Origin of the sequence: Streptomyces sp. NPDC050560 (assembly GCF_044457285.1) — a bacterium.
Classification (GTDB): Bacteria; Actinomycetota; Actinomycetes; order Streptomycetales; family Streptomycetaceae; genus Streptomyces.
The window spans coordinates 55,774-72,166 of the sequence record NZ_JBITGT010000025.1 but is presented as its reverse complement, the minus strand read 5'-3'; the positions used below and the strand labels follow the sequence as shown (position 1 = coordinate 72,166).

Sequence of the window (16,393 nt, the reverse complement as noted above, 5' to 3'; positions counted from 1 at the left end):
GTCCTCGTACTGGGCGTACGTGGACGGTCCGACAACGCGGCGAGGTGCCGTAGCTGGCGTCGCACCCCCGCGAAGATCCAAACGACACGGCCTAGGGTCAGGACGACAGAAGGGAGCCTGCCCGTGACGGGCGCGAGCAGACATGCCACGCCGCCGGAGACCGGCGATCCTCCCGGTCCCGGTGATCCGGGCGAGCCCGGCGGTCTCGGAGGTCTCGGCGGTCAGCCGGGCGGTGGCGCGGGCGCGGACGACGCGCTGCTTGCCGTACGGGCCGCCGAGGGGGACGAGGAGGCTTTCGCGGTCCTGGTGCGGCGGCACGCCGCGGCGCTCGTACGGCTCGCGGTGCGGCTGCTCGGCAGCCGCGCGGAGGCCGAGGACGCCGTGCAGGACGCCTTCCTCAGCGCATGGCGCAGGCTCCCGGAGTTCCGGGGCGACGCGGCCTTCGGCACCTGGATCTACCGCATCGTCACCAACCGCTGCCTGAACGTGCTCCGCTCGCGCCGGCCCACCGCCCCGCTCGAAGCGGCGGGGGAGGTCGCCGCCCCCGAGTACAGCGCGGCCCCCGACCGCATCACCGAGTCGCGCGATGCGATACGGGAGCTGCGGGCGGCCCTCGACCTGCTCTCCGCGGAACAGCGCGCCTGCTGGGTGCTGCGCGAACTGGACGGCAGGTCCTACGAGTTCATCGCGGAGATGGTCGGGATCAGCCAACAGGCCGCCCGCGCCCGCGTCTTTCGCGCACGCCGCAGCCTGACACACGCATTGGGGGCCTGGCGATGACCGACCACACCGACCTGCCCGGCGAGCCACCGGCGGCCGGGACCGCACCCGCGCCCGCACCCGTCGGCCGTCCGCCCACGCCCGCCCCCGACGACGACGAACGGCTCGCCTGCGGGCGGCTGCTCTCCACGGCCTGGGACATCTGGGAGGGCGGCGACCGCGACGAGCACTCCCTCTCCTGCCCGCACTGCGCCCGCGCCGTAGACGAGCTGCGCCGCCTGGAAACCGCCGTGGACGGCCTGCGCGCGGCCACCGCCGACACCTCGGGCTACGACGCCTCCGACCTCACCCGCCGGGTGATGGACGTCGTCCGCATGGAACTGCGCCCGGGCCGCCCGCTCCCGCTGGGCGGGCCGGCGGAGGACCTGTGGGTCGTCGAGGCCGCCGCGGCCAGGACCCTGCGCGCCGCGGCCGAGACGGTACGGGGTGTGCGCGCGGGCTCGTGCCGCCTCGAACCCCCCGGGGAACAGGCCGAGGACGGCGTCGGGGTGCGGCTTGAGGTCCAGGTGCCGGGCGACGTACCGCTTCCCGAGACCGCGGAGCGGGTCAGGAACCAGGTGGCGTGGGCCGCGCACGACCGGCTGGGGCTGCGCACCGGATACGTGGACATCCGCATCACGGACCTCGTCGCGCGGGACGGGGACCATCACGAAGGGAGCGGCGCATGACCGACCGCGCGGCCCGCGCCGCACTCGCCGAGGACGTCGCCGCCGCCGTCGAGGCCGTCCCCGGCGTCGCCTTCCTGCGCCCGGGCTTCGGCCGCCTGCTGCGCACCGCGCTCCCGGGCGACCGGACCGGTGCCACCGCAGGAGCCGCCGGAGTACGCCTGACCCGCGACAAGGGGACGGGCCCCTGGCACCTGGACATCATGCTCGTCGCCCTGCGCACCGCCCGCACGGTGGACGTCGCCCGGGAAGCGAGGGAGGCGGCAAGAGCCTGCCTCACCACCCACCCGTTCCCGGACGACGAGCCCCACATCAGGGTGACGGTGACGGGGTTGGTGTGAGGCGCCCCCGGCCGACGCCCCCCACCCCCGCGACACCTGCTTCACGCCCCCGCGAGGCCCCCGCATGCCCCGCAACGCCCCCTCACGCCCCCCGGAGGCCGGTCTCACGCGCGTGAGGTCACCGGTCCCTCGCGGGGCTCGGGTGCGGGGGTGGTGGGGGTGCTGTTTCCGGTGGCCGGGGTGGTGGGCCTGGGGTGGGCGCGTACCAGGAGGAGGACGAGTACGCCGCCCAGGGCCGCCGCCCCCGCCGAGCAGAGGAAGATGCGGTCGAGGCCCGCCGCGAAGGCGTGGTGCACCAGGGTGTCCGCCGCGGCCCTGTGCCCCGCGGGCGCCGCGTCGACCAGCCGCCGCGCCTGGCCCGCGGCCAGCGCCGAGGCCGCCGCGTCGCGGTCGGGCACCTGGCCGCCGCCGAGCGCGCCCGCGACGCGGCTGGTGAACACCGTGCCGAGCACCGCGATCCCCAGCGTCATGCCCAACTGCCGGAAGGTGTTGACGGCGCCGCCCGCCATGCCCGCGCGCTCCGGCGGCACCGTGACCGCCGCGGCCGACACCAGCACCGGGGTGGCGAGCCCGACGCCCACGCCCGTGACGACGAGCCCCACGGCCAGCGAGCCCTGGCTCGCGGTGTCCGTCATGGCGACGCTCAGCAGCACCATCCCGGCCGCCACGAACAGCAGGCCCACGCCGATCGGCAGCCGCGGCGCCACCCGCTGGATGTGCCGGCCCGCCACCGCCGCCACCAGGAAGGAGGCACCGGCCAGCGGCGTCGTGGCGAGCCCGGCCGCGACCGGGCTGAGGCCGAGCACCGACTGGAGCCATATGGACGCCAGCACCAGGGACCCGAACGCGCCGCCCTGGAGCAGCAGCGCGCCGCCCATCAGGCCCGCGAAGGACGGGCGGCGCAGCACCGCGAGGTCGAGCATCGGGGCCCCGCCGCGCGCCGCCGTACGGTGCTCGATCACCGCGAACGCGACCAGCGCGAGCACGGTGACGGCGAACATGGCGATGATCTCCGCCGAGGCCCAGCCCGCGTCGCCGCCGCGGATCAGGCCGTAGGTGAGGGTGCCCGCGGCGACGGTGAACGCGGTGGCGCCGGGGATGTCGATACGGGCGGGCGCCGCGCCCGCGCGCGCGGCGCCGGTGTCGTCGCGGCGCACCACCCGCAGGGTCATCGCGACGGCGACGGCCGCGATCGGCAGGTTGACCCAGAAGATCGCGGGCCAGTCGATGTGCTCGGTGAGCAGGCCGCCGAGGAGCGGGCCCGCCGCCGCGGCGGCGCCGTTGGCCGCGCCCCACACGCCGAAGGCCGTACCGCGGTCGCGGCCCCGGTAGGAGGCGAGCAGCAGCGCGGGCGACGTGGCGAACATGGCGGCGCCGCCCGCGCCCTGCACCACCCGGGCCGCGATCAGCACCTGCGCGTTGGGCGCGAGCCCGCACGCCAGGGAGGCGAGCGCGAAGACCGCGAGGCCGACGACGTAGCTGCGGCGGTGGCCGAAGCGGTCCGCCAGCGACCCGGAGGCCAGCAGCAGCGCGGCCAGCGCCAGGGCGTATCCGTCGATCACCCATTGCAGCGAGGCGAAGGACGCGTCGAGGTCGTGCGCCATGCTCGGCAGCGCGACGTTCACGATGGTGACGTCCACCAGCAGGATGACGGCGCCGAGGCTGACCGCCACGAGGGGCCACCACTTGCGCATGTCGGTATCTCCGTTCGGATCGGTACGTGGTACGGGGCCCGACCCGGGCAGCCGGGTCGGGCTCGCCCACGAGTCTGGACAGCCCCGGGGCAAATCCATAAGCCAGCTCCCACCCGATGCGCCGATCCGACATTATGGAGTTCGTGAAGACGTATCTCGACATGCCGACCGAGGTCAGGCGGGCGTTCTCCGACGAGGACCTGGCGCTCGCCCACGCCCTCCAGATCAACGGCAGGGCGTCGTTCCGCGAGATCGGCGACGCCCTCGGCGTCTCCGACCAGACCGCCGCCCGTCGGCTGGCCAGGCTGCGCTCCACCGGGAAGATCCGCGTCCTCGGCCTCACCAACCCGATGCGGCTCGGCGACTCGGCCTGGGTGATGCGGATACGGTGCACCCCCGACGCGGCCGCCGCCCTCGGCGAGGCCATCGCCAGGCGCACCGACACCACCTGGGTCAACCTGGGCTCCGGCGGCACGGAACTGACCTGCTCGGTGCGGACCAGGGGCCCCGCCCTGGAGGAGTCGGTCCTGCTCCAGCAGCTCCCGCGCACCCCCCAGGTGGTGAACGTCTCCGCGCACTGCCTGCTGCACGTCTTCTTCGGCCACAACCTCAGCAACATCACCAAGCGCGGCCCGCTGACCGCGCGACAGGTGGCGGCGCTCACCGAGACCGCACCGCCGGAGACCACCACGGACGTCGCCGCCGCGGTCGCCCTGGACGACAAGGACCGCCACCTGCTCGACCTGCTCGCCCGCGACGGCCGCGCCGCCCCCGCGGAACTCGCCGCCGCCACCGGCCTTTCCGCGTCCACGGTGCGCCGCCGCATCGCCGAACTCGTCTCCTGCGGGGTCCTCTACTTCGACCTTGAGTTCCACCCCGACGTGCTCCAGCGCAACTTCCGCACCGCGCTCTGGCTGGAGATCGACCCCGCCAGGCTCGCCGAGGCGGGCGCCGCGCTCGCCTCCCACCCCGAGGTCGCCTTCGCCGCGGCCGTCACCGGCACCGCCAACCTCCACGCCAGCATCGACGTCCCCTCTGGCGCCCTCTTCTACCGCTACCTCACCGAGTCGGTGGCGGCCCTCCCGGGGCTGCGCCACACCGCCACCACCCCCATCCACCGCACCCTGAAGGGCCCCGGCCCCTATCTGCCGCCCCGGCCGTGACCCCCCGCTCCCGCCGCCCCTGACGGCCCCCGCTCCCGCCCCGTACAAGAGCCGCTAAAGCCGCGGGGCGCACGGTTGCCGTGACGCCTTCGAGAGGCGTCTCCCGTGGTGGAGTAGGAGTCTTACGATGCCCGTTACCGCGCAGGCCCGCGAGGCCGAGGGGCCCGCCGTGCCCGCCCCGCCCCTTCTGCCCCAGGGCGCCGCGGGCAAGGTGCCCGCCGACCGCTGGACCTGGCGCACCCCCGCGGGGCGCGCGGTGAGCGGGGCCGTGGGAGCGGCGGCGCTCGGGGGCGCGTTCGCGCTCGGCGGCGCGCTCGAACCGGCCTTCTGGGCCGCGCTCGTCGCCCCCGACAGCGTGTTCTTCTTCGGCGCGAAGGAGCCCGCGCCCTTCGCACGCCGCTACAACACCCTGCATGACCCGAGGATCGCCGCGGGCCTGCTGGCCGCGGGCACGGCGCTGCGCTCGCGCCGCCTGCTGGTCGCGGGGCTCGGCTGGACCGCGCACATCGCCATCGACCGCGCCTTCGGCTTCGGCAGGCGCCGTCCCGACGGCGCCGTTCACTGACCCGGGGACGGCACACACATGGACCATGTCGCAGAACTCAAGGAATTCGCCCGGCTGCACGCCCGAGGACAGGGCCTGTCGGCGGCCCGCACCGACCGGGTGCTCGGCCGCATCCACAACGACACCCCCGGCGACCCTGCCTCCTGGGCGGCGGTGTGGAACGTGGAGGGCGACGCCTCCGCCGCCGCGGGCCGGCTGCTCGACGCCGTCAAGTACTACGCGCTCGCCCGCTTCCCGCACCCCGGCGACGACGACCGCCGCCGCGCCCAGGACGAGGGCGTGGCCGCCTTCGACCGCTGGCGGCGGTCGCGCCCCGACGGCCGCAAGGGCGCCATCGAGCGCCTTGAGCTGCGCCACCCCGAGGGCACCCTCGCCGCCTGGGCCGCGGGGCTCGACGCGCCGAAGCCCAGGCCGCTGCTGATCGTCATGGGCGGCATCGTCAGCGTGAAGGAGCAGTGGGCGCCGCTGCTGCCGCTGCTCGAACGGCTCGGCTTCGCGGCCGTCGTCTCCGAGCTGCCGGGCGTCGGCGAGAACACCCTCCTGTACGGGCCGCGCAGTTGGCGCCTGATGCCGTTCCTGATGGACCGCCTCGCCGGCCGGGCCAGGGTCTCCGACACCAGCCTGCTCGCGCTCAGCTTCAGCGGGCACCTCGCGCTGCGTGCCGCCGTCGAGGACACCCGTGTCCGGCGGGTGCTCACCGTCGGCGCCCCGGTGCGCGACTTCTTCGCCGACGGCGGCTGGTGGCCCCGCGTCCCCGGCATCACCAGGGAGACCCTGCGCCGCCTCACCGGCATGCAGGACGAGGCCGCGCTGCGCGGGCTGCTGCCCCGGTTCGCGCTCACCGACGAGCAGATACGCCGCATCCGCGTCCCGGTGCGGTACGTGGCCAGCGCGCGGGACGAGATCATCCCGGCCCGCGAACAGGAACTGCTCGGCCGCGCCCCGGGAGACGTCCGGTTCAAGGTCTTCGACGACGTGCACGGCTCGCCCGCGCACCTGGGCCCGATGCGCCTCTACCTGTTCTCCCATCTGCTCAGGCTCCGCGTCTCCGACCGCGGTCGCGGCCCCGCGTACGGGGCCGGGGTCCCGGTGGGCGCCGGGCACTGACACGCGACCCCCGGGCGCCGCGGAAGCACACGGACGAGTACCGGCGGCTCCGCACACCCCGGGCACCCCGGACACCCCGACCAGGTTCCACCTCACGGGAGGCCGCACCATGCGCACCAAGCCCTATTACCAGAACGCCCCGGGGGGCGTGAGGCCCTGGCAGAGCCTCGCCTCGCTCGGTGTGACCGAGAGCGACCTGCCGGTGGGCCGCGGCAGGGGCGGCCGGGAGGCGGCCCACCGGCACGGCGGCCCGCGCGGCGCCCGCCGGCCGGGCCGCGAGGAGTCCTGACACATGCCCGTGCGAACCACCGCGGCCACCGCCGGCAGAGGCCCCGCCACCAGCCAGATCAGGCTGCGCCACCGCACCGTCCACGGCCACCGCAGGGCCTTCCGGATGGCGGGCAGAGGCCCCGCGGTCCTGCTGATCCACGGCATCGGCGACTCCTCCGACACCTGGCGCGACGTCATGCCGGAACTGGCGCGCCACCACCGCGTCATCGCCCCCGACCTGCTCGGCCACGGCGGCAGCGACAAACCGCGCGCCGACTACTCGCTGCCCGCCTACGCCAACGGCATGCGGGACCTGCTCGGCGTCCTCGGCATCGAGCGCGCCACCCTCGTCGGGCACTCCCTCGGCGGCGCCGTCGCCATGCAGTTCGCCTACCAGTTCCCCGAGCGCTGCGAGCGCCTGGTGCTCGTCGGCACGGGCGGGGTGGGCCGCGAGCTGACACCGCTGCTGCGTGCCGCCTCGCTGCCGGGCGCGCAGTTCGCCCTCCAGGCGCTCAAACTGCCCACCGTGCGCTGGCAGTTCGGGATGCTGGTGGAGCTGCTGAAGCGGCTCGACACCGGCCTCGGCATCGACGCCCCCGATCTGCTGCGGGTGGTCGACGCACTGCCCGACCTCGCCTCGCGCAACGCCTTCATCCGCACCCTGCGCGCGGTCGTCGACTGGCGCGGGCAGGTCGGCACCATGCTCGACCGCTGCTATCTGACCCGGGGCATGCCGACGATGCTGGTGTGGGGCGGGCGCGACCAGGTGGTCCCCGCGGTCCACGCGGGCCTCGCGCACGTCTCCATGCCCGGCAGCCGCCTGGAGATCTTCGAGAACGCGGGGCACTTCCCGTTCCGCCAGGACCCGGCCCGTTTCCTCGCGGTGCTGCGGGACTTCATCGCCACCACGGAACCGGCCCCGTACAACGCCGAGCAGTGGCGGCGCATGCTGCGCACCCGCAAGCCGGTCATCGTCAGGACGTCCCAGGAGGGCAGCGCCAGAGTGCCGCCCGCGCCTGGCGAGGAGCGGCACGGCGCGGCGGCCACCGGGGCGGTACCGCTGCGCAGGGACGCCTGAACGACGCACCTTCCAGGACCAGTACGCTGCCCGCAGGCACGTTCGCGCCCGGGCCGCGCCAGGCGGTGCGGCCCGGGCGCGGCAGCACCAACGGGAGATCTCATGACCACGCCAGGGCAGCAGCCGCCCCTGCCCCCGCAAGGCGGCAACCCCTTCGCACCACAGCCGGGCCCGTACGGCCCGCCCCCGCAGGGCCAGTACGGCGCCCCGCCCTACGGGGCGCCCCCGCAGCAGGGCGGCTACGGCTACCCGCCCCCGCCCCAGGGCGGCTACGGCCAGCAGCAGGCACCGTACGGCGCCCCGCCCCCGCAGGGCGGTTACGGCATGCCGCCGCAGGGCGGCGCCCCCGGTTACGAGGTGTGCGTGTTCTGCGGCGGCGGGCCCGCCACGCGGGTCACCTTCCGCGGGCACCAGGGCCAGGTCATCATGATGAGGTTCCTGAAGATGCCGGGCCCGATGTGCCACACCTGCGGCACCGCGGTCTTCCGCAGGATGACCGTCAAGACCCTCTGGCAGGGCTGGTGGAGCCCGGTCTCGCTGTTCCTCGGCGCCCCGCTGACCCTGATCTGGAACCTGATCGCCTCCGGCCGCGTACGCAAGCTGCCGCCACCGGAGCCGGGCCGGCACGGCCCCCAGGTGGCCCCGGAGGAGCCGGTGCTGAACCAGCCCCTCGCGTACGTCGCCCTGATACCCATCGGCTGGATCTGCTACCTGCTCCTCCAGGGCATGGGCGTCGCCTGACCCGGCGGGGAATCCCCGACGCATGGCTGTCTGCGGGGCGCCTCGCGGGGCGAGTGAGCCGCCCGCCACAGGTCGGCACGAAACCCTCGGGCTACCGGTGGTGAAGGTAGGCGGCGACCCGGGCCCGGGACACCGACTCAGCGGGCCCGGCGGCGAACGAGCCTCAAAAGAGGGGGCCTCGGCGGCGAACGAGCCTAAGAACTAGAGACCGGCCCGCATCAGCCACACCCCCGGCCGTACCTCCAGCACCCCCGTGCTGTCCGCGCCGCCGGTGCGTGCCGCCTCCGATGCCCTGGCCGCGTACCGCTGCCAGCGGCGGTCGCCGGCCTCCACGGCGGCCGTGCCGCACTCCGCGAGCCAGCCGAGGCCGGGGTCGAGGCGGCGGCGTGACAGTTCGGTGAAGGCGAGCCCCCTGGCCGCCTCGGCGCGCCCGCGCGCGTCCGAGGCCGCGCGGGCGGCGGCGAGCGCCCTTCCGAAGCCGCGCTCCGCCTCCGCGAGCCTGCCCAGCCCGAGGAGCACGTCCGCCTCCCCGGTATGGCAGCGGCCCGCGCCCCCGCGGTCCCCGAGCCGTTCGTAGACGTGGCCCGCCAGCCGGTAGCAGTCCACGGCGCGTCCGCTGTCCCTGCGCTGCCAGGCGAGGTCGCCGAGCGAGCGCAGCACGGCGGCCTCCGCGCGCTCGTCGCCCGCGCGCCTGGCCGCGTCGAGCGCGGTGTCATGGCTCGACTGCCACTCGTCCCAGGCCGCGTACGCCTCGAAGTACCCGGCGGCGCTGGACGCCAGCGCCGCCGCCAGGTCCCACAGGCCGGCCCCGTGCGCCAGCCGTACCGCTTCGAGCAGTCCGGGCGACTCGGCCCGGAACCACGCGAGCGGCGCCGCCTCCACCGTCTCGTCGTCGGGCTCGCGGACCCCCGCGTCCGCGACCCCGGCGAGCGGATCGCGACCCGGCGTGAGCAGCGCGTCGGCGATCCGCGCGCGCCGCAGATACGCCCGGCACAGCCGCTCGGTGGCCGCCCGCAGCTCCCGCTCCGGCTCCTCGGCCAGCACCTCGACCGCGAGCGAGCGCAGCAGCGCGTGGAACCCGTACCGCACGCCCCCGCCCTCCCTGGCCCGGCCCGCTTCGAGCAGCCGTACCCGTACCAGCTCCTCCACCGCGTCCTCCGCCTCGTCCTGTGCCGCCCCGAGCAGCGCGGCGGCCACCCAGAGCGGGAAGTCCGGCTGCGGCGCGAGGGCGAGCAGCCGGAACGCGCGCCGGTGCGCGCCGGGCGTCTGCTGGTAGCCCGTCAGCAGGGTGCTGCGGACGTCCAGGTCGCCGAGCGCGAGCGCGCCCAGCCTGGTGCGCTCGTCCGCGAGCGTCTTGGCGAGCACCGCCGCGGTCCAGTGCGGGCGGGTCGCGAGCCCGGCCGCCGCCACCCTGAGGGCGAGCGGCAGATACCCGCAGCGCCTGGCGATCTCGGCGGCGGCCGCCTGGTCCTGTGCCATACGGGCGCCGCCGCAGGCCCGCAGCAGCCGTTCGGCCTCGTCGGGCGGCAGCGAGTCGAGGACGAGGTGGCGCACGTCCTCCAGGGCGCCGAGCACCGGCCTCCCGGTGATGACGAACGCCGTGTCGGGCGCCGCGTCGAGCACCGGGCGCACCTGCGCCTCGGACACCGCGTCGTCGAGGACGACCAGCATCAGCCGGTTCCGCGTGGCCTGGTGCAGCAGCTCCGACAGCTCGTCGAGCGACCCGGGAAGCGGCCTGGCCGCGCCGGGACCCGGCCGCGCGGGCCTGCCGCCGCCCGGCACCAGCACCCCGCCGCCCTCCTCGGGACGGCGCCCGCCGCGCTGCTCGCCGGGTCTTCGCGCCCCGCGCGCCCCCTCGGGCGGCGCCCCGCGCGCCCCGTCCGGCCGCGGCCCGCGTGGCCCGTCGTCGCCGAGGCGCCGCAGCAGCGCCCCAAACACGCCCGCGGGCGGCATCGCGCGCCCGCCCGCGTCACGGAGCGTCAGCAGCACCCGCCCGTCGGGGAACCGCTCGGTCAGCTCGTGCGCGAGCCGTATCGCGAACGCGGTCTTGCCCACGCCCGCGCGGCCCGCCACCACGAGCACCCTGCGGCTCCCGGCCGCCGGGCGGCGCAGCGCCGTGCCCGCCTTGGCCAGTTCGGCGCGGCGGCCGACGAAGTCGGTGACAGCGGACGGCAGCCAGTGCGCGGGCTGCGTGCCGCCCGCACGCCCGGCGCCGGGCCGCGCGGGGCGCGCCCTGCCCTGGTCAGCGGTCGGCATGGCGGGGCCGAGCGTCGGGTCGGACGCCAGTACCCGCTTGTGCAGCCTGCGCAGTTCGGGTCCTGGCTCCACGCCGAGCTCCTCCACCAGGACCCGGCGGGCCCCCTGGTAGGCGCGCAGCGCGTCGGACTGCCTGCCGCAGCGGAACAGCGCCAGCATCAGATGGCATTGCAGCGCCTCGCGCAGCGGGTGCTCCCTGACCAGCGCCATGAGTTCGCCGACCAGCTCCTGGTGCCTGCCGAGCCTGAGGTCGGCGGAGATCCGCTGCTCCAGCACCTCGGTACGCAGCTCTTCGAGCCGGATGGCGTTGCCCTCCAGCATCGGCCCGTGCGGGATGCCCGCGAGCGCGGGGCCCGTCCACAGCCCCAGGGCCTCGGCGAAGAAGCGGGACGCGTCGGTGTCCGCGCGGCGCGCGTAGGCGGCGCGGCCCCGGGCGCGCAGCGCCTCGAACAGGGTGAGGTCCAGATCCTCGGGACCGGTCTGGAGGAGGTAGCCGGGTGGCCTGGTCACGAGCGGCTGCGGCTCGGGTCCCGCGGAGCCCGGGTCGGTGCGCAGCGCCTTGCGCAGTTGGGAGATGTACACCTGGAGCGTGGTGGCGGCGGTGCGCGGCGGCCGGGAGCCCCAGAGTTCGTCGATGAGTGAGTGCGTCGGAACCACACTGCCCGACTGCACGAGCAGTACGGCCAGTACGGTGCGCGGCTTGGCCGCGGAAGGTGTGCGGGGCTCCATCCGTACGGGCCCCAGAACGCGGAAACGCAACGGATCTCCTCTCCCCCGTGGGCCGGACGGCGCGAAGGGCGCCCGGCGGGGGACTCAGCAGTCCTGGAGGACGGCGGCCGTCGCGTCCGCGACGGTCCTGCCGCCCTGGGTGACGGACAGGGCCAGCTCCGCCACGGGCCTGCCTGCCGCGTCGCGCGTCGCCCCCGCCCCGGCGGTCCGCACGGACCAGTACAGCGGCAGGTCGGGCTCGGCGAAGCCGCGGAACGCGGCCTGCCAGCGGACCAGCAGCGAGTGCGCGGGCGCGAAGCCGTGCAGCAGGTCGGCGGCGAGCAGCGAGGTCTGCCGCGACGCCTCGAAGAACAGCGCCGCCGGGACCTGGTCGGCGGGGCCCGCGGGGAGCACGGCGAGCGCGGCCCCGGTGTCCACGGGGAACAGCAGCCCGTCGGTTCCGATGTCGAGGGGGCTGCCCACGAGCACGTTCTGCCGTGAGCGGCGGCCCACGCCCTCGGGCCCCGGACCGCCGGCCCCGGACTCCGGCGCGGGCGCCCGGTCGGCCGCCGCCTCGTCGGACTCCAGTTCGCACAGGGCCCGCAGATGGGCGAGTTCGGCGGTGGCGCCCAGCGCCTCGCTGCGGAAGCTCTCCCGGCGGCCGTGCGCGCGGTGCGCCCGGTACACGCCCGGCATCAGGAACGTCATCCTGGCGTCGGCCCGGCCGCAGGGCGCGCTGTCGATGCTGATGCCCGCCGCGCAGTCCAGGCCCCTCGGGATGCCGTTGACGACGTCCTTCGGGGTGATGTCCAGGTGCAGCGCGATGTGCGCGGGCCGCTCCGTGCGCCGCCAGGGCCCCGGCTCCGTGATCTCCAGCCGGGAGGTGGCGAACACCGGGTGCCGGTCCTCGGGCACCCGGAAGTAGTGGCGGGCCGCGAAGAGCCCCACGTGCCGCAGCGCCTCCGAGGCGAACAGCAGGTCGTGGAAGGCGGGCGAGGCGTCGCCGAAGAGCGGGTGTTCCGTGGGCAGTTCGGCCGAGAACACGAAGTGCTGGCGGACCGGGGCCGTGGAGTGCGAGAGGTATGCCTCCGGCGTCTCCGGGCGGTGCACCAGGTGGTGCGGCAGCGGGAAGGGCAGGGACGGTACGGCCGTGGAGCTAGACGTGGTGTCCATAGATGTCCTCTGGGCGTCCTGGCGGCGTGGACAAGCTGGAGCGTGTTCCACGGCCGCCCTCGGCGGCCGCCCCACCACGGTGGCCCAGGGCGCTGAAGCCCCGCGGGAAGAACGGCTGGAGCCCCTCGGCAACATCGGCTGAATCGCGAGGTCCCGGCGGGTTTGCCGGGCTTTCTGTGGTGTCCGCACAGGTGCCTTTCGGCACACCTGCCCCGGGGCGCGGCCCCGCCCCCGCGGGCGCGGCGTCAACTGGTCTCGCGCACCGGCTCGGCGGCGACCACCGTGGAGTCGCCCGCGAGCGGTCCTGAGACGGCGGCGCCGCCGGGGGAGCCGAGCGGCACGAACAGCTCGCGGTCGGCCTCGCGGTACCCGGACCACTCGGTCGGCAGGGTGTCCTCGAAGAAGATCGCGTTCGACGGGCACACCGGCTCGCAGGCGCCGCAGTCGACGCACTCGTCGGGCTGGATGTACATCTTGCGCGGGCCCTCGTAGATGCAGTCCACGGGGCACTCCTCGATGCACGCCTTGTCCTTGAGGTCCACACAGGGCTGGGCGATGACGTAGGTCATGGTGTTCTCCAGGTGTCGACCGGCGGATACGGGGCCGCGGCGCGGTGCGGCGGCCGCTCAGCACGGTAGGAACCCGGCCTTGCGGGGCCCCAAAGCCGGGTGCGCGCGGGCCACTCGGAGGCTCCGCGCGCGGCCGTGAATTTCTCATGCGCGGGCCGTGAACCGCTCGGTGTCACCCCGGCGGGGCGCACGCCCATACTCGACGCGTCAAGAGTCGAAAAGGGAGGCGCCGACGTGCCAGGACCCCCTTCCGACGGCCGCCCCCTGCACCTGTGGTCGCTGTGCGAGGACGTGGTCGTGGAGCCGGGCGAGCAGGGTGACGACCTCGTCCTCACCGGCCGCTTCGGACAGGAGCGCATCCGCGGCGCGGACGCCACCGTCCGCGAGGCGCTGCGCCGGATGGAGCTGGGTCCCGTGCTGCTCGCCAACGTGGAGGCGCGCACGGAGCCGGGCTCGGGGCGGCCGCCGGACACCTACCTGGTGATGCTGCCGGTGCTCAGCCGGCTGTCCCACCTGGTGGTGCGCACGCTCGGCATGGACGACATGCGCGGCCCGCTGCTTTCGGTGTCCCCGCTCTCGCGCACCGCCACCTTCACCCCGGCGGGGCTGTCACCGCGCCGCCCGCTGCGACTGCCCGAGGGCGCCACGCTCACCCTGGAGAAGACCGGCTTCGCCCTGGAGGCGAGCGGCGCCGAACACCGCGTGGTACTGCACCGCCCCGAGGCGGTCTGGGTGGTCGGCCTACTGGCCTGGCCGGTAACCCCCGAGGGCGCAACAGCCGCCCTCCCCCTCCCCCCTGACATCACCACAGGCATCCTCGATTATTTGGCAGCGGCAGGAATGGCGTCACCGTCGCCCAATACCGCGTGACGGCGGGGGTGCCGAGCTTCTTGGGCTCCCGGACCCCCGGGCCTCCGGGGCCGCCGGGGGGCGCCAGCCCCCCAATTCCCGCCGCAACGGCGAGCAACCACGACGCCGCATCCCGGCGGTGCCAAGCCCCCCGCGGCCGGGTCGAAGGGCCGCAGGCCCTTCACAAACGCACCCGGGTCGAAGGGCACCAGCCCTTCAGGACCGCCGCAACGGCGAGCAACCACAACACCGCATCCCGGCGGTGCCAAGCCCCCCGCACCCCATGGGCCAAGCCCCGCAGGGCCTCAGTACAGCCACCCCGACTCCCGAGCAATACGAATCGCGTCAACCCGGTTACGCGCGTTGAGCTTGCCCACAATGGTCGTCAGATAATTCCGCACCGTACCGGTGGACAGATGCAGCGCGGCGGCGATCTCCGGCGCCTCGGCCCCCTCCGCCGCCATCCGCAGCACCTCGGTCTCCCGCTCCGTCAGCGGACTCTCCGCACCACCCCAGGCGGCGAGCGCCAGTTGGGGGTCGACGACCCGCTGCCCCGCCGCGACCCTGCGTACCGCGGACGCCAGTTCCTTCGACGGGGCGTCCTTCAGCAGGAACCCGGCGACCTGCGCGGTCAGCGCCCTGCGCAGGGTGCCGGGCCTGCCCAGGCTGGTGAGGATGAGGGCCCGGCAGGCCGGCAGCCGCTCTCTGAGCTGGGTGGCGGCGCTCAGCCCGTCGAGGCCGGGCAGGTCGATGTCGATGATCGCGACATCGGGCTTCGCCTCCAGCGCGGCGGGCACGATCTGGTCGCCGCGCTCCAACTCGCGTACGACCTCCATGTCGTTCTCCAGATTAAGGAGCGCCACCAGTGCGCCCCTGACCATGCTCATGTCCTCGGCCAGCAGTATCCGAATCAACGCTTCCCCCCGGTTCCGCGAGCTTGCTCCGACAGTCGACCAGGCGCGAAGCCTGCCGCGGTGTCCGGCCGGTCCCCGCGGGCGGTCGCCGTACCGCCGCGCGGTGGGTGTGGCCGGGCCACCGGGTGAACGTTCTTCCGTACAAGGGTGGTGCGCCGGGCGAGCGGCAGAGCCGGCACCGGGGGCCACCGATACCCGCCGGAAGGCCGGGAGGCCCGCCCGTCCCCGGGCGAGTGGGGGGACGGCCCGGAGGAAGCCTGCTCCCCCGCGGACGACGCTCACCCGGCCCTATCACGAGCCCCCGAGCCGTTCCCGGCTCTCTTCCGCAACTTTGTGCGTATACCGACGGGATCATATGTGAAGAGTCTGAGGAAGGCCGCGATGTCTCAGCGTGTGCGTGTGGATACTTGTGTGGATCACGGGTGTGGGTGCGGGCGGGGTTCCGGAAGCCGGAAAACTGCGGTGGTACTGAGTGCCGAAAAGTTCGCGCCTGACCGTTTCGCGGTCTCTTTTGCGACTGTTCCGTGCCTGGCTTAGCTTCGTATGAGACCTGGATCACATCATGAGGCCGATGGTCCCGACGGCTCCGCCGCCGTGGAACCGGACCCCCGTTCCGTGCGTGCCGGGCGCCGCCCGGCCCCGCCGCGGGCCCCCGGGGCCATCCCTGCCGAGGAGACCCGATGGCCAACGTGACCACCCGTGACGGCGTGCAGATCTTCTACAAGGACTGGGGCGAGGGACCCCCGGTCGTCTTCAGCCACGGCTGGCCGCTGAACGCGGACGCCTGGGACGACCAGATGAAGTGGGTGGCGGACAACGGCTTCCGCGGCATCGCCCACGACCGCCGCGGCCACGGCCGCTCCGACCAGCCCTGGAACGGCTACGACTTCGACCACTTCGCCGACGACCTGCACGACCTGCTCGTGGCGCTCGACCTGCGCGACGTGACGCTGGTGGCGCACTCCATGGGCGGCGGCGAACTCGCCCGCTACATCGGCAGGCACGGCACCGACCGCGTCGCCCGTGCGCTGCTGCTCTCCGCGATCCCGCCGGTGATGCTGAAGTCCGACAGCAACCCGGAGGGCACCCCGCAGGAGGTGTTCGACCAGCTCAAGGCGGGGATCGCCGCGGAGCGCTCGCAGTTCTGGCTGGACACCGCGGACGCCTTCTTCGGCGCCAACCGCCCCGACAGCAAGGCCACCGACGGGAACAAGTACGCGTTCTGGTACATGGCCATGCAGGAGAGCGTCAAGGCCGGGATCGACTGCGTGGACGCCTTCTCCGCCACGGACTTCACCGAGGACCTGAAGAAGTTCGACGTCCCCACGCTGGTCATCCACGGCGACGACGACCAGATCGTCCCGATCGGCGCGGCCGCCCTCAAGTCCTCGAAGATCATCCCCGGCGCCGCGCTCAAGGTCTACGAGGGCGCCTCCCACGGCCTCGCGATGGTTCCGGGCGACAAGGAGCGCTTCCACGCGGACCTCCTGGAGTTCCTGCGGGGCTGATCCCGCCCGGGG

At 74.8% G+C, this 16,393-nt stretch carries 16 protein-coding genes; 11 read left to right on the top strand and 5 right to left on the bottom strand.

Translation table 11 applies throughout. The annotated features are described in order from the left end of the window. The first annotated feature begins 255 nt into the window (after window positions 1–255). The 3 genes from ACIBIW_RS35665 to ACIBIW_RS35655 are packed head-to-tail and all read left to right on the top strand — an operon-like array spanning window position 256 to window position 1,786. Entirely contained in the window at window positions 256–780 is a 525-nt protein-coding gene (locus ACIBIW_RS35665) for an RNA polymerase sigma factor (RefSeq protein ID WP_399342521.1), read from the top strand. After that, window positions 777–1,448 carry an Asp23/Gls24 family envelope stress response protein gene (locus ACIBIW_RS35660; RefSeq protein WP_399342507.1) on the top strand — a complete coding sequence of 224 codons (672 nt, stop codon included), beginning with the start codon at window positions 777–779 and terminating at the stop codon, window positions 1,446–1,448. The genes ACIBIW_RS35665 and ACIBIW_RS35660 overlap by 4 nt, the downstream gene beginning before the upstream one ends. Continuing rightward, a complete protein-coding gene (locus ACIBIW_RS35655) occupies window positions 1,445–1,786 on the top strand; it encodes a hypothetical protein (protein WP_399342505.1) in 342 nt (113 codons plus the stop codon). Before ACIBIW_RS35660 ends, ACIBIW_RS35655 begins: the two co-directional genes overlap by 4 nt. A gap of 104 nt (window positions 1,787–1,890) precedes the next feature. On the opposite strand, the gene ACIBIW_RS35650 is transcribed toward ACIBIW_RS35655, so the two are convergent. Continuing rightward, entirely contained in the window at window positions 1,891–3,480 is a 1,590-nt protein-coding gene (locus tag ACIBIW_RS35650; RefSeq protein WP_399342503.1) for an MFS transporter, read from the bottom strand. A 143-nt stretch (window positions 3,481–3,623) separates the two neighbouring features. On the opposite strand from ACIBIW_RS35650, the gene ACIBIW_RS35645 reads away from it, so the two are divergent. The 6 genes from ACIBIW_RS35645 to ACIBIW_RS35620 all read left to right on the top strand — a co-directional run bounded on the left by ACIBIW_RS35645 (window position 3,624) and on the right by ACIBIW_RS35620 (window position 8,404). Next, on the top strand, window positions 3,624–4,643 hold the full coding sequence (locus ACIBIW_RS35645; protein WP_399342502.1) for an Lrp/AsnC family transcriptional regulator: 1,020 nt from the start codon (window positions 3,624–3,626) through the stop codon (window positions 4,641–4,643). Window positions 4,644–4,770: 127 nt separating this feature from the next. Further along, window positions 4,771–5,208 carry a DUF4260 family protein gene (locus tag ACIBIW_RS35640; protein ID WP_399342500.1) on the top strand — a complete coding sequence of 146 codons (438 nt, stop codon included), beginning with the start codon at window positions 4,771–4,773 and terminating at the stop codon, window positions 5,206–5,208. 18 nt (window positions 5,209–5,226) lie between these two features. After that, the gene (locus ACIBIW_RS35635) at window positions 5,227–6,315 is read left to right on the top strand and encodes an alpha/beta hydrolase (protein ID WP_399342499.1); all 1,089 of its coding nucleotides are present in this window, start codon (window positions 5,227–5,229) and stop codon (window positions 6,313–6,315) included. Window positions 6,316–6,424: 109 nt separating this feature from the next. Further along, on the top strand, window positions 6,425–6,604 hold the full coding sequence (locus ACIBIW_RS35630; RefSeq protein ID WP_399342497.1) for a hypothetical protein: 180 nt from the start codon (window positions 6,425–6,427) through the stop codon (window positions 6,602–6,604). Between the two features lie 3 nt (window positions 6,605–6,607). Beyond that, on the top strand, window positions 6,608–7,663 hold the full coding sequence (locus ACIBIW_RS35625; protein WP_399342496.1) for an alpha/beta fold hydrolase: 1,056 nt from the start codon (window positions 6,608–6,610) through the stop codon (window positions 7,661–7,663). Between the two features lie 102 nt (window positions 7,664–7,765). Continuing rightward, entirely contained in the window at window positions 7,766–8,404 is a 639-nt protein-coding gene (locus ACIBIW_RS35620) for a hypothetical protein (RefSeq protein ID WP_399342494.1), read from the top strand. Window positions 8,405–8,605: 201 nt separating this feature from the next. Here ACIBIW_RS35620 and ACIBIW_RS35615 read toward each other — a convergent pair whose 3' ends face one another. From ACIBIW_RS35615 to fdxA, 3 genes are all read right to left on the bottom strand, one after another. Continuing rightward, complete coding sequence (locus ACIBIW_RS35615) at window positions 8,606–11,419, bottom strand: BTAD domain-containing putative transcriptional regulator (protein WP_399342493.1); 2,814 nt, start codon at window positions 11,417–11,419, stop codon at window positions 8,606–8,608. A gap of 54 nt (window positions 11,420–11,473) precedes the next feature. Then, window positions 11,474–12,541, bottom strand: a complete 1,068-nt coding sequence (locus ACIBIW_RS35610) for an AfsA-related hotdog domain-containing protein (RefSeq protein WP_399342490.1) — start codon at window positions 12,539–12,541, stop codon at window positions 11,474–11,476. Window positions 12,542–12,786: 245 nt separating this feature from the next. Beyond that, window positions 12,787–13,110, bottom strand: a complete 324-nt coding sequence (gene fdxA, locus ACIBIW_RS35605; RefSeq protein ID WP_399342488.1) for a ferredoxin — start codon at window positions 13,108–13,110, stop codon at window positions 12,787–12,789. Window positions 13,111–13,344: 234 nt separating this feature from the next. Here fdxA and ACIBIW_RS35600 point away from each other — a divergent pair, with 234 nt between their 5' ends. Continuing rightward, window positions 13,345–13,980, top strand: coding sequence for an NADH oxidase (locus ACIBIW_RS35600; protein WP_399342486.1), 636 nt, complete (start codon window positions 13,345–13,347; stop codon window positions 13,978–13,980). A 284-nt stretch (window positions 13,981–14,264) separates the two neighbouring features. On the opposite strand, the gene ACIBIW_RS35595 is transcribed toward ACIBIW_RS35600, so the two are convergent. Next, complete coding sequence (locus ACIBIW_RS35595; RefSeq protein ID WP_399342485.1) at window positions 14,265–14,873, bottom strand: DNA-binding response regulator; 609 nt, start codon at window positions 14,871–14,873, stop codon at window positions 14,265–14,267. 680 nt (window positions 14,874–15,553) lie between these two features. Between ACIBIW_RS35595 and ACIBIW_RS35590 the strand changes: the two genes are divergently transcribed. Then, window positions 15,554–16,381, top strand: coding sequence for an alpha/beta fold hydrolase (locus ACIBIW_RS35590; protein ID WP_399342483.1), 828 nt, complete (start codon window positions 15,554–15,556; stop codon window positions 16,379–16,381). Window positions 16,382–16,393 lie beyond the last annotated feature (12 nt).

Bases quoted from the DNA above. Each gene is read 5' to 3' on its own strand.
- ACIBIW_RS35590 (WP_399342483.1), top strand. From the start codon at position 15,554: ATGGCCAACGTGACCACCCGTGACGGCGTGCAGATCTTCTACAAGGAC.
- ACIBIW_RS35640 (WP_399342500.1), top strand. From the start codon at position 4,771: ATGCCCGTTACCGCGCAGGCCCGCGAGGCCGAGGGGCCCGCCGTGCCC.
- ACIBIW_RS35635 (WP_399342499.1), top strand. From the start codon at position 5,227: ATGGACCATGTCGCAGAACTCAAGGAATTCGCCCGGCTGCACGCCCGA.
- ACIBIW_RS35660 (WP_399342507.1), top strand. From the start codon at position 777: ATGACCGACCACACCGACCTGCCCGGCGAGCCACCGGCGGCCGGGACC.
- ACIBIW_RS35650 (WP_399342503.1), bottom strand. From the start codon at position 3,480: ATGCGCAAGTGGTGGCCCCTCGTGGCGGTCAGCCTCGGCGCCGTCATC.
- ACIBIW_RS35610 (WP_399342490.1), bottom strand. From the start codon at position 12,541: ATGGACACCACGTCTAGCTCCACGGCCGTACCGTCCCTGCCCTTCCCG.
- ACIBIW_RS35655 (WP_399342505.1), top strand. From the start codon at position 1,445: ATGACCGACCGCGCGGCCCGCGCCGCACTCGCCGAGGACGTCGCCGCC.
- ACIBIW_RS35630 (WP_399342497.1), top strand. From the start codon at position 6,425: ATGCGCACCAAGCCCTATTACCAGAACGCCCCGGGGGGCGTGAGGCCC.
- ACIBIW_RS35620 (WP_399342494.1), top strand. From the start codon at position 7,766: ATGACCACGCCAGGGCAGCAGCCGCCCCTGCCCCCGCAAGGCGGCAAC.
- fdxA (WP_399342488.1), bottom strand. From the start codon at position 13,110: ATGACCTACGTCATCGCCCAGCCCTGTGTGGACCTCAAGGACAAGGCG.
- ACIBIW_RS35625 (WP_399342496.1), top strand. From the start codon at position 6,608: ATGCCCGTGCGAACCACCGCGGCCACCGCCGGCAGAGGCCCCGCCACC.